The sequence below is a fragment of the Liquorilactobacillus sicerae genome, assembly GCF_029916425.1.
In the GTDB taxonomy this organism is placed as follows: Bacteria; Bacillota; Bacilli; order Lactobacillales; family Lactobacillaceae; genus Liquorilactobacillus; species Liquorilactobacillus sicerae.
In genome coordinates, this window is sequence record NZ_JAHAVQ010000004.1 from 191163 (window position 1) to 203248 (window position 12086).

At 35.7% G+C, this 12086-nt stretch carries 11 protein-coding genes; 10 read left to right on the forward strand and 1 reads right to left on the reverse strand.

Features of this window, described 5'->3' with window-relative positions:
• Positions 1–12 precede the first annotated feature (12 nt).
• The 10 genes from KH893_RS04360 (at position 13) to holA (ending at position 11526) form a co-directional block, all read left to right on the forward strand.
• Positions 13–3444, forward strand: a complete 3432-nt coding sequence (locus KH893_RS04360; RefSeq protein ID WP_281164920.1) for a pyruvate carboxylase — start codon at positions 13–15, stop codon at positions 3442–3444.
• Positions 3445–3447: 3 nt separating this feature from the next.
• Positions 3448–4596, forward strand: a complete 1149-nt coding sequence (locus KH893_RS04365; protein ID WP_281164921.1) for a CAP-associated domain-containing protein — start codon at positions 3448–3450, stop codon at positions 4594–4596.
• The gene (locus KH893_RS04370; RefSeq protein WP_281164922.1) at positions 4596–4898 is read left to right on the forward strand and encodes a YlbG family protein; all 303 of its coding nucleotides are present in this window, start codon (positions 4596–4598) and stop codon (positions 4896–4898) included. Before KH893_RS04365 ends, KH893_RS04370 begins: the two co-directional genes overlap by 1 nt.
• 1 nt (position 4899) lies before the next feature.
• Positions 4900–5460 (forward strand): 16S rRNA (guanine(966)-N(2))-methyltransferase RsmD, encoded by a 561-nt coding sequence (gene rsmD, locus KH893_RS04375; RefSeq protein WP_281164923.1) that lies wholly within the window; start codon positions 4900–4902, stop codon positions 5458–5460.
• Positions 5457–5942, forward strand: a complete 486-nt coding sequence (gene coaD / locus KH893_RS04380; RefSeq protein WP_281164924.1) for a pantetheine-phosphate adenylyltransferase — start codon at positions 5457–5459, stop codon at positions 5940–5942. Before rsmD ends, coaD begins: the two co-directional genes overlap by 4 nt.
• Positions 5935–6921 carry a SepM family pheromone-processing serine protease gene (locus tag KH893_RS04385; protein ID WP_281164925.1) on the forward strand — a complete coding sequence of 329 codons (987 nt, stop codon included), beginning with the start codon at positions 5935–5937 and terminating at the stop codon, positions 6919–6921. Before coaD ends, KH893_RS04385 begins: the two co-directional genes overlap by 8 nt.
• Before the next feature lie 92 nt (positions 6922–7013).
• Complete coding sequence (locus KH893_RS04390; protein ID WP_281164926.1) at positions 7014–7721, forward strand: helix-hairpin-helix domain-containing protein; 708 nt, start codon at positions 7014–7016, stop codon at positions 7719–7721.
• Positions 7722–7764: 43 nt separating this feature from the next.
• Positions 7765–8235: a ComE operon protein 2 gene (locus KH893_RS04395; RefSeq protein ID WP_281164927.1), complete on the forward strand. Its 471-nt coding sequence runs from the start codon at positions 7765–7767 to the stop codon at positions 8233–8235.
• 35 nt (positions 8236–8270) lie between these two features.
• Positions 8271–10520: a DNA internalization-related competence protein ComEC/Rec2 gene (locus KH893_RS04400; RefSeq protein WP_281164928.1), complete on the forward strand. Its 2250-nt coding sequence runs from the start codon at positions 8271–8273 to the stop codon at positions 10518–10520.
• On the forward strand, positions 10507–11526 hold the full coding sequence (holA, locus tag KH893_RS04405; RefSeq protein WP_281164929.1) for a DNA polymerase III subunit delta: 1020 nt from the start codon (positions 10507–10509) through the stop codon (positions 11524–11526). The genes KH893_RS04400 and holA overlap by 14 nt, the downstream gene beginning before the upstream one ends.
• Before the next feature lie 116 nt (positions 11527–11642).
• Here holA and rpsT read toward each other — a convergent pair whose 3' ends face one another.
• Entirely contained in the window at positions 11643–11897 is a 255-nt protein-coding gene (gene rpsT / locus KH893_RS04410) for a 30S ribosomal protein S20 (RefSeq protein ID WP_281164930.1), read from the reverse strand.
• Between the last annotated feature and the right edge of the window lie 189 nt (positions 11898–12086).

Sequence of the window (12086 nt, forward strand, 5' to 3'; positions counted from 1 at the left end):
GGTGGGATTTCAGTGAAAAAGGTATTGATCGCTAACCGTGGTGAAATTGCTGTTCGAATAATTAGGGCTTGTCACGAATTAAAACTTAAAACAGTGGCAATCTTTGCTAAGGAAGATGAATTATCTGTTCATCGCTTTAAAGCTGATGAAGCCTATTTAGTTGGTGCAGGTAAACGTCCAATTGAGGCTTATTTGGATATGGATGATATTATTCGGATTGCCAAAAAAACCAGTGCCGATGCGATTCATCCCGGCTATGGATTTTTAGCGGAAAATGAACAGTTTGCCCAAAAATGTCAAGATGCAGGGATTACATTTATTGGTCCCAAAGTTGACCATTTAAAAATTTTTGGCGATAAGATTCAAGCTAAAGATGCAGCTGTAGCCGCTGGTTTACATACAATTCCGGGAAGCGATAAACCTGTTTGTTCGGTGACTGAAGTTCAAGCTTTTGCTCATCAGCATGGTTATCCGATTATGATCAAGGCTGCTTTAGGCGGTGGTGGTCGCGGAATGCGGATCATTAATAGTGATCAAGAAGTTCAAGAAAGTTTTAACCGAGCACGAAGTGAAGCAAAACAATCTTTTGGTGATGATGAGCTATATGTTGAGAAATATTTAAAAAATCCTAAGCATATTGAAGTCCAAATCTTGGCTGATCAGCATGGAAATGTAATTCATTTGTTTGAACGTGACTGTTCAGTTCAACGGCGTCATCAAAAAGTGATTGAATTCGCTCCCAGCATCGTTCTCTCAGACGAACGCCGCCAGGAAATATGTCAGGCGGCAGTTCAGTTAATGAAGAGTGTTGATTATCAAAATGCAGGTACGGTTGAATTTTTAGTTACTTCAGATGATTTTTATTTCATTGAAGTTAATCCCCGAGTGCAGGTTGAACATACAGTAACTGAAATGATTACTGAAATTGATATTGTTCAGGCCCAAATTTTAATTGCTGACGGGAAAGATCTACATAAAGATTTGGAAATTCCAGAACAAAATGAAATTGCCTACCACGGTTATGCAATCCAATGTCGAGTAACAACTGAGGATCCTGAAAATAACTTTATGCCAGATACTGGTAAAATTGAAACCTATCGTTCACCTGGTGGCTTTGGAGTTCGTTTAGATGGCGGCAATGCTTATGCTGGGGCAGTGATTACACCGTATTTTGATTCGCTATTGGTTAAGGCGTGTGTAATGTCACGAACATTTGCTGGGGCAGTTAAAAAAATGAACCGAGTTTTAGATGAGTTCATGATTCGCGGTGTTAAAACTAACATTCCATTTATGAAAAAGGTTATTAATCATCCAATATTTATCGCGGGACAAGCTCAGACGACTTTTATTGATTCAACTCCGGAATTATTTGAGTATGAACGTAAGCCAAAGACGGCTAATCAGCTATTAAGATATATTGGTGAGGTAACTGTTAATGGTTTCCCAGGAATTGGCAAGCATCACAAAAAATATGTACCTGATATTCATATGTCACATGAATTTGCAACTGAAAATGATGCAGTCACGGCTAAACAAGTTCTGGACTCTCAAGGTGTAGCTGGTTTAACTAACTGGATCAGTCAACAAAAGCAAGTGTTGTTGACTGATACTACCATGCGTGATGCTCATCAAAGTCTATTTGCAACCAGAATGCGGACCAAGGACATGATTCCAGCTGCTAAAGTTTTTGATCAAGCTTTGCCGCATATCTTCTCAGCTGAGGTTTGGGGTGGAGCAACTTTTGATGTGGCCTATCGGTTCTTACATGAAAACCCATGGAAACGTTTGAGAATCATTCGAAAATTAATGCCTAAAACTTTATTGCAGATGCTGTTTCGTGGTTCAAATGCAGTTGGCTATAAAAATTATCCAGACAATGTGTTGGAGCGCTTTATTCAACAAAGTGCCGCAGACGGGATTGACGTTTTCCGAATTTTTGACAGTTTGAATTGGGTCGAACAGATGGAAAAAAGCATCCAGTATGTTCGCGATACGGGGAAGATAGCTGAAGGGACAATGTGTTATACTGGAGATGTTATTAATCCAGCTGAACATAAATATGACCTTAAATATTATCAGAGTTTAGCTCGTGATCTTGTTAGTGCTGGCTCACAGATTATCGGGATTAAGGATATGGCGGGACTTTTAAAGCCACAAGCTGCTTATGAGTTGGTTTCAAGTTTAAAAGAAGTTGTTGATGTGCCGATCCATTTGCACACTCATGATACAACTGGAAATGGGATTGCAACTTATGTTCAAGCTGTTCGAGCTGGTGTTGATATAGTTGATGTGGCTACAAGTGCGCTTTCTGGGACAACTAGTCAACCAAGCATGAGCAGTTTGTATTACGCATTGGCTGGTAATGTCAGACAACCGGAACTTAATATTGATAATGCCGAAAAAATGAATCGTTATTGGTTGGGAGTTAAACCTTGTTATCAAGATTTTATGAATGGTATTACTGCGCCACAAACAGATATTTATGAAACTGAAATGCCAGGTGGACAATATTCAAACTTGCAACAGCAGGCAAAAGCTTTAGGAATTGATGATTTTGAATTAGTTAAACGGACATATCGGGAAGTTAATCAGTTGCTTGGAGACATTGTTAAAGTTACACCAAGCTCAAAGGTTGTTGGCGATCTATCACTGTTCATGATTCAAAATAATTTAAATGCCAATAATATTCTTGAAAAAGGGAAGACTCTTGATTTCCCGGCTTCTGTTGTCAACTTTTTTGCTGGGAATTTGGGTCAGCCTGTTGGTGGCTTCCCACCCAAATTACAAAAAGTAGTTTTAAAAGATCAGCCAGCAATCACTGTGCGACCAGGCAGTTTGGCAAAACCGGTTGATTTTACTAAGATCGCGCAAGAACTAAAGCAAAAGATCAAACATGAGCCAACAAATGAGGAAACTTTGAGCTACATTTTATATCCAGAAGTCTTCTTGGATTATGCGAAGTCCTCTGAACAGTTTGGTGCTTTAAATGTTCTTGATACAATGACTTTTTATCAAGGAATGCGCAGTCATGAGCTATTACATGTGTTATTTGGTAAAGGCAAGACCTTGATCATTAAACTAAATTCGATCAGTGAAGCTGATGAGGATGGTAATCGGAGTCTATTCTTTAATTTAAATGGTCAACCACAGCAAATTATTATTCATGATAATAGTCAAAAGTCAAAGGTTCGAAAAGCCTTGAAGGCTGAACCCACTAATCCGAACCAAATTGGAGCAACTTTGAGTGGTTCAGTGCTGAAGGTCTTGGTTGCTAAAAATCAAAAGGTTAAGAAGGGCGATCCTTTGGTAGTTACTGAGGCAATGAAAATGGAAACAACCATCAAAGCGCCTTTAACAGGTAAGATCAGCCATGTGTATGTTAAAGCAGGAGATGTGCTTGAAGCGCAAGACTTGTTGCTAGAGCTTGAACCAATTAAGGAATAAACGATGAAAAAACGGATTTGCTGGAAAAATATTTTAAACTTTAGCTTAGTTTTAATAATTCTTTTAGGATATCTCTACTTTAGAGCAGCTATCAACCAGCAAAAAAGTTCAACTTCGGTTGATGAAGTTGGAAATGTTAAGTCAGAAAAAAATGGAAATGATATCAAACTAACGACGCCTAAGGTCAAGGCGTTAGCGACTAGCCAACTAGCTGCTTATATTGGAAAGTCGTCAAATAAAATTACCGCAGATTTTGGCCAGCCGGCTGATAGATTAGAAAGTGCAGATAATGTTGAATGGTGGTTATATAATTTAAATGGGTCTGACTACTTAAAAGTTGGAATTGATCAATATACCAATCAGGTTTGTGATATTTTCACTATTGGTCAAGATGCTCGCCAAGGGAAACTTAAAGTTGGCATGTCTTTTAAAAAGCTTTTAAAGTTGACTACGCTTTACGCTAATTTTAAATTTAATTATCGAGAGCAAACATTTCAGTATGAATTATCAGAGCGTGCGCTGAATCAGCATCCACTAATCAGTTTTAAAAATGGCAGTTATGCGATTGCGTATTTGCAGCCCGGTTCAAAAGAAGTTTATGCTTTGGAATATCTAAATACAGATATGTTGGTTAAAAAGAAGCTATATCATTTAGTCGCTCAAGTACCGCTACCAGTTCAGTATCAAGGCAAGGTTGATTGGGATAATCTTGCCCAAATGTTACCGGTTGACCTATTGCAACAAGTTAATGCTAAACGGTTGCAAGAAGGGCGGCAAACGCTACAATTAAATAATGATTTGAATTTGAAAGCGCAGTCCTTATTAACTAAAGTTATTAATCAGCCAAGTTCAGTAGTTGCTGCAAAGCACGCAACTAATTTGAAACAAATTGCTAATGATGAATTTTCTAATCGGCAATTTGTTTTATTGCAAAGAGAAAATTTTAAAAAACAAGCACTGGCAGATTTATCAGTTGCATCTAAAAGCAGTTTAATGCTGGTGGCACCATTTTACAGTTCTTTAACGATTTTTGAAAAACCGGTGTTGCTGAAAATGATGATTAGTAAGTTGATTACCGGTAAATCACGACCTGTTGGGGTAGCTTATAGTCATGGAATTTTAATTGTTATCGCAGGTAGGAGTGAGAATTAATGGATTTTGAAATCAAGCAGCGTGAAGGACTGATTGTATTTCTATATCATCTAAAAAATAGTCGTCAGCTTCGTAAGTACGGAACAATTCATTATGTTTCTAAAAAAATGAAATATGTTGTTTTATATGTTGATCAAACTGACGAAAAAGAAGTATTCAGTAAATTACAATCTTTAAAATTTGTTAGGAAAGTTCAGCGTTCATTAAGAAAAGACTTGAAAACTGATTTTGGCGATGAAGTTGGAGTTTTGTATAAGCTAACTGATGAGGATCGTGAAAAATATCGAACAGGTAGGAAGTAGCATGCGAGTAATTTCAGGAAAGTATCGTGGCAGGAAGTTAAAGGCGGTGCCTGGCCAACTGACGCGACCAACGACCGATAAAGTTAAAGAGTCGGTTTTTAATATGCTTGGCAATTCACTTAGTGGTCAAATTCTTGATTTATATGCGGGTAGTGGCTCACTTGGAATTGAAGCTATTTCACGTGGGGCACAACAGGCAATTTTAGTTGACCATCAGTTTCAAGCGGTTAAAACGATCAAAGAAAATATAAAGGCAACAAAAGAAGAAAACCTTTTTCGGGTCTATAAAGCAGACTCCTTTAAAATTTTAAATTTATTTGCCAAACAACAGCTTAAATTTGCTTACCTTTTTTTAGATCCGCCGTACAAAAAACAAAAGATCAATCAAGTTTTACAGCGTTTCAGTGAACTAAAACTTTGGCAAGAAGGTGGCATTGCAGTTTGTGAAACTGATCAATTTGCTCAGTTACCGGCTAAAATTGCTGGCTGTGAATTATGGAAAAGGTCAGATTACGGTATCACTGAAATATCAATTTATCATTTTCGGGGTGATGATCAATGAAGGCAGTTTTTCCTGGCAGTTTTGATCCAGTAACTAATGGACATCTTGATATAATTCAGCGTGCTAGCCAAATTTTTGACCAAGTCATCGTGCTAGTGATGACAAATACTAGCAAGCAGGGTTTATTTTCAGTTGTTGAAAGACAAGGCTTGTTGCAAGATGCTTTGACTGCCTATCAAAATGTGACAGTTAAGACAGCAGCCGATCATTTAACAGTTCAAGCTGTTAATCAATTGCAAGCACAGATAATTATTCGCGGTGTACGAAATGCTAAAGATTTTGATTTTGAAAAAGATATGGCAATATTGAACCGTAAGTTAGATAACAAAATTGAAACGCTTTTTTTACCGAGTAGTCCAGAGTTTTCAATGATTTCATCAAGTTATATTAAAGAAATTGCTTGTTTTGGCGGGAACTTACAACAATTAGTGCCAGCTTCAGTAGAAGTTGCTTTAAAAAAGAGGCTCAAAATTAATGAATAAAAAACGCTCACTGTTGATTACCATAAGTTTACTAATTATTTTGGCAGTGGGCTTTTTTTTGCCATTGCCAGTTTATATTGAGTCCGTTGGCAGTGCTGAGAATGTTGCTAGTTATGTTAGAATTGCCAACCAAAAAGATCAGAGCAAGGGAAAACTGCTTTTAACATATGTTCAGCTAACTCATGCGACGCCAGTTTTATACCTGGCCAGTTTTTTTGATCGCAATGCAACACGTTTGCCAAGTTCAGAAATCTCTGGTGGAGCAGATGATCAAGAGTTTGATCTGATTCAAAGCTATTATATGAAATCTGCGGTCAATCAAGCTAAGATTAATGCTTTGCGATTAACGCACAAGCATTATCACCAAAGCTTTAAAGGAATTTATGTCATGTCACTGTTGGCTAAATCAGATTTTAAGGATAAGTTAAAAATTGGGGATTTAGTGACCAAAATTAACAATCAAAAGTTTAATTCATTAGAGTCTTTAATTACTTATTTAGGAAAACAACAGGTTGGAAAAAAAGTTAAAGTGACTTTTTATCGTAATCAGAAAAGTAGATCTGTTACGGGCAAAGTAATTCCGATTACTAAAAAAAGGAATGGAATCGGGGTTGAACTGGCAGCAAAAACAGTTGTGAAATCAGTTCCCAAAATCAAAACTGATATGGATGGAATCGGAGGTCCTTCTGCCGGTTTAATGTTGGCTTTACAAATGTATAGTCAATTGAAGCCTGTTAATTTAAAACATGGACGATTAATTGCAGGAACAGGTACGATCTCCAGTGATGGAAAAATTGGTCAGATCGGTGGAATTGATAAAAAAGTCATTGCCGCCAATCGGGCAGGAGCAAAAATCTTTTTATCACCGACCGGCAGTAACTATCGACTAGCCAAGAAAACCGTGGAACAGCAAAAATTAAAAATCAAGTTGATTCCAGTTAAAACTTTTAAAGAGGCAGTTGCCGCTTTAGAAAAATAATATTAGCTTTGTAAGCAAACTTCACTTAAAAGTGGAGTTTTTTTGTGCATTTGAAAACAAATATCGTATTAAACATTGAGGAGGGATGAAAAATGGATAGACTCAGAGAGTTTTTGGATGAGAATCGATCAAGAATCATTGTAATTTTAATTGCTATCGGCTTAATCATTGGAGGAGTTTTTTGGTATGGTTATCAACAAACTAATTTGACCAGTGGCAGTGAAATTAAGTTGACTAAAACCAAGAGTAGTACAAAAGTCGCATCAACAGCTGCTAAGTCAAATAGTCAAGCAAAAGCTTTCTATGTTGATATCAAAGGAGCGGTCGAAAAACCAGGGGTATACCGGACGACTACCCAGCAGCGAGTAAATGATATTGTGTTGGCAGCTGGTGGTTTCTTAACGAATGCTGACCAAAATCAGGTCAATCTATCATTAAAACTATATGATCAACAAATTATTTACATTCCATTTAAAGGAGAAATTCAAGATCAAAGCTTGCCAACAACAATTGAACAGACTCCAACTGAAGCAGCAACTGCCAGCAGTAGTGCTGTGACTGTTAGTAGCGCTGAGTCTTCAGACAGTACGACAACAACGGCTAAATTTGATTTAAATACGGCAACTAAAGAGCAATTGATGCAAATCAATGGGATTGGTGAGAAAAAAGCTGAGTTGATAATTAATTTTCGTCAGGAACATGGTCAATTTAAACAGCTTGATGAGTTAAAAGACATTAGCGGAATTGGTGATAAAACATTTGAGGTTCTAAAAGAAAATTTAACACTTGGTCAAGGATGATTTTTTTCTGGTATACTAAAAATTGAAAAAGGGGGAAAATTAGATGGATAAGCGAATTCCTTGGAATCAGTACTTTATGATGCAGGCAGTCTTGCTTTCTTTAAGAAGTACTTGTGAACGGCTTTCAGTTGGTGCAATTTTAGTCCGGGATCGTCGAATTATTGCTGGCGGATATAATGGTTCAGTTTCTGGTGATGTTCATTGTATTGACGAAGGTTGCTACTTAGTTGATGGTCATTGTTTGCGAACAATTCATGCGGAAATGAATGCGGTTTTGCAATGTGCAAAGTTTGGAGTAGCTACAGCAAACGCTGAAATTTATGTCACAGATTTTCCTTGTTTGCAATGTACAAAAATGTTATTACAAGCTGGTATTAAGAAAATATATTATTTTAGAAACTATCATAACGATGATTATGCTGTCCGCTTAATGAAATTAAAGAAGGTTGCAGTCGAACAAGTTAAAATTGATAAAAAGTATTTAAATTCGATTAGTTCGCAGTTAACTGATTAAACTAACTGGAGATTAGGATCGAAAAAGTTCTTTTTATGGCAACCTTGTTAGCTGTTTTATTGACATTTGCTTTTTTTAAGTTTTCGGTAGTATGGTTGGTAGTCTTACTGCTTTTATTTTTCCGCTTGTATCAAGCTTGCAGCAAAATTTATTATTGGATTTTATTTGCTGCTGGCTGGATTGGATTTTTGTGGGTTTTTAATACTCAACAATTAAACCAGCAGATAAAAGCTGAACGCTCATTGAGTAATCAGCAACTGATTGTTGAACCTGATCAACTAAAAATCGATGGTAATTTAGTTAAATTAACTGGTTATTGGGTTGAAGGAAAGCAGAAAATTCAAGGGTATTACCAACTTCAAAGTCAAAGCGAGAAAAAGCAATGGAGTAAACTCTCAACTCCAATAAATTTAAAATTTGATGGCCAAATAGCAGAAATTAACCAGCCAACTAATGAAAATCAATTTGATTATCAGCTTTATGCTCGTTCACAGTTAATTATTAATCAAATTTTTATTAAAAAGGTGAAAGTTTTTTCAGTTTTGCGAGTAAGTTTGTTAGCTAAGTTAATTGATTGGTTACATCAATTGCGGATAAGCATTATCAAAAAGTTGGGAAGCTTACCGCAACCGCTAAATGGATATAGTCAACTCTTATTAGTGGGTTATTCTGACATAGATTTTGAACAAGAAGTGTCGGTTATTAATCAACTGGGACTGTTGTACCTTTTTAGTCTTTCCGGAATGCATGTGGTTTATTTAATGCAATTTCTCAAGACAATTTGTCGTTGTGTAGGAATGACTAAAGAAAGTTTTAATTATCTTTGTTTACTTGGATTACCAATTTATGCTTTTATCGGTGGATTATCAGCTAGTTTAATTCGAGCGGCTTGCATGTCTTGGCTGATAATTCTTATGGGATGTTTTAAATTGAGAATTAGTCGGACATCTGCCCTATGTGTTGTTTTGTTGATTAATTTAATTTATTCGCCGTTGCAGCTTTTTTCAATTGGTTTTCAGTTGAGTTACTTGTTAACATTTATTTTGATTCAAAGTGGAAAACTGGGCCCGTTATTATTAGGATTAAAGATGAATGCATATAGTTTTCTGATTGTTTTGTGGCATACTTATCAGTGGAACCTTTTAACTTGGATTTTGACGATTGCTATTATTCCAATTTTTGAATGGCTGATTATCCCAGCTGTTTTGGTAGGCTGTTTGTTTTCCCCATTGGCAGGTTTGGCTAATCAAGTTTTGGGTGCAATCGATGTTATTTTTAACTGGTTAGCAACATTACCGTTTATGCTGACGTTTGGTAAACCACCACTGATTTTACTTGTTACAACAATTATTATTTTGAATTTAATTGAAGTATCTTGGATCAAAAAAAAAGCTTTTTTAATTTTAGGATTATTTGTATTTTATTTAATAATTGCGTTTAGTATTCGATTTCCATTTTTTGATGAAGTTGTCTATTTTGATATTGGGCAAGGAGACAGCACTTTGATTAGAACTAGATTTAACCGTTCAGTTTCATTAGTTGATACTGGCGGCAAAGTTTCATTTGCAAATGAAAAATGGCAAATTCGACATTCAAAAACGAACGGTGAAACAGTGATCGTTAATTATTTGTTAAGCAAAGGTGTCGATCATCTTGATAATTTATTTTTAACTCATCAAGATACCGATCATATTGGTAACTTTCCTAGCATTGCTAAAAAGATTCGAATTAAACGAGTAATTATTCCGGCTGGAATGGAGAAGAACCAAAATTTTATTAGACGACTAAAGCAAGCGGAAATTGCAACTGAAAAAATTTTGCCAGTTAAAACAAGCCGCTATCAAAAAATTGGAATTTTTAAAGTATTACATCCTTTTAGGGATGGGACTGGAACTAATGAAGATTCATTAGTTCTGTGGTTTAAACTCAATAAATTTAAATTTATTATTAGTGGCGATTTAGATCAAACTGGCGAAGAACAAGTTATTAAAAAGTATCCAAATATACGAGCAGACATATTAAAAACAGGTCACCATGGTAGTAAGACTTCGACAGCTCCAGTTTACGTCAAACAACTTGAACCATCTTTAGCTATTATTTCGGCTGGCAAGAATAATCGTTATGGTCATCCAAATCAGGAGACCTTGGTGACTCTGAAAAGATTTAAGGTCCCTGTTGTTTGCACGATCAACTCTGGCATGATCAAGTTCAAAATGATTGGAAAAAATTTGAAAATAAGTTATGAAAAAAGTAACGATCAGGAGGATAAAATTGCAAGCAACTGAATTCTTAACGAAGAAATCGACAGAAATCCAACAACCAATTTATTTAATTACTGGTACAGAAAAGTATTTAAAGAACCAAGTAATTACCAAATTGAGCAGTTTGATTCCCTCGGGATTACAATCAATGAATTTAGGAAAATTTGATATGGAAGATGAATGGTTAGCCGATGCAATCAACGACGCATATTCTGTTCCATTCATGGGTGAACAACGAGTAGTAATAATTTTACATCCCTACTTTTTGACTGCAGATAAAATAGGAAAAAAATTAAATCAGGATCCGACGGAGTTAGAAAAATATTTAGCAAATCCGGCAACTTCGACAATCTTGGTGATTGTAATGGATGACCAAAAAATTGATGCTAGAAAAAAAGTTTGTAAATTATTAAAAAAAGAAGCCTTCCAGATTGATTGCTTAGCGCTAAATGAAAAAGAGGTCAGTCAAATAGCCAGTAAAAAGATCAAACAAAATGGTTATCGAATTGAAGAATCCGCTTTGGGTTTGCTATTACAAAAAACAGAGGCCAACTTTTCTGAAACTTTGGCAGAAATAAAAAAACTTTTTTTGACTGCAGAGAAAACTAAAGTAATAACTCAGGAGATGGTGGCAAGATTAGTGCCGCAGACATTAGAACAAAATGTATTTGATCTGAATAAATATGTATTGAACAATCAAAAAACTGCAGCTTTGAGAATCTACCATGATTTACTTTTACAGCGAGAAGAACCACTGAAACTGAACGCGTTGTTAATTGGTCAAGTCAGATTATTATTGCAAACCTTAATTTTGCTTAAACATGGATACTCACAGGGAGATATCGCCGAAACCTTAAGGGTTCATCCTTACCGAGTAAAATTAGCAATTCAAAACAGTAGAGTTTTTACGCAAGAGAAACTGCGAACAGCTTATCTGTCGTTATTAAAGTTGGAAGAAAAAATCAAAACAACTAGTCAAAGTCCAGAAAATCTATTTCAATTGTTTCTAACAGGCTATTTTGATGAATAATTGAAGAAGTATCTTAATCAAAGATAACTAATCTATTATGATCAAAAGAGTACAAAAAAGAAGATGTACTTAATCGATCGCTTATCGAAAGTCATCTTCTTTTAAATAATTTTGCATTATTTAGCTAAACGAGCAGCTAAACGGGATTTACTGCGTGCAGCATTATTTGCTTTGATTAAGCCCTTTGATTTTGCTTTATCAATTGCAGATACTGCTTGGCGATATAGATCTTCAACGTTTTCAGCATTAGCTGTTTTAGCAGTTTCAAATTTTTTAATGGCTGTCCGCATTGCGCTTAATTGAGCTGAATTTTTAGCATTAGCTTTTTTATTTGTACCTACGCGCTTAATAGCTGATTTAATAATAGGCATGGAATTCACCTCCAATATATAAATGATTCCAACTGGTATCATAGAAATTTTCAACATAAGTTATTATACAAGAGGCCAACCGACAATGCAATAAAAATGTCGACTTCTGTCAAGGAATTTTGCTTGACTAGCTAAAAAAATTTTTTTCTTGCTTTTTAAATGCTTATCGGGTAACATAAGTATGTTCTG

What these genes read in the sequence shown, in the direction of transcription:
- KH893_RS04365 (WP_281164921.1), top strand. Translation starts at nt 3,448, where the DNA reads ATGAAAAAACGGATTTGCTGGAAAAATATTTTAAACTTTAGCTTAGTT.
- KH893_RS04370 (WP_281164922.1), top strand. Translation starts at nt 4,596, where the DNA reads ATGGATTTTGAAATCAAGCAGCGTGAAGGACTGATTGTATTTCTATAT.
- rsmD (WP_281164923.1), top strand. Translation starts at nt 4,900, where the DNA reads ATGCGAGTAATTTCAGGAAAGTATCGTGGCAGGAAGTTAAAGGCGGTG.
- coaD (WP_281164924.1), top strand. Translation starts at nt 5,457, where the DNA reads ATGAAGGCAGTTTTTCCTGGCAGTTTTGATCCAGTAACTAATGGACAT.
- KH893_RS04385 (WP_281164925.1), top strand. Translation starts at nt 5,935, where the DNA reads ATGAATAAAAAACGCTCACTGTTGATTACCATAAGTTTACTAATTATT.
- KH893_RS04390 (WP_281164926.1), top strand. Translation starts at nt 7,014, where the DNA reads ATGGATAGACTCAGAGAGTTTTTGGATGAGAATCGATCAAGAATCATT.
- KH893_RS04395 (WP_281164927.1), top strand. Translation starts at nt 7,765, where the DNA reads ATGGATAAGCGAATTCCTTGGAATCAGTACTTTATGATGCAGGCAGTC.
- KH893_RS04400 (WP_281164928.1), top strand. Translation starts at nt 8,271, where the DNA reads ATGGCAACCTTGTTAGCTGTTTTATTGACATTTGCTTTTTTTAAGTTT.
- rpsT (WP_281164930.1), bottom strand. Translation starts at nt 11,897, where the DNA reads ATGCCTATTATTAAATCAGCTATTAAGCGCGTAGGTACAAATAAAAAA.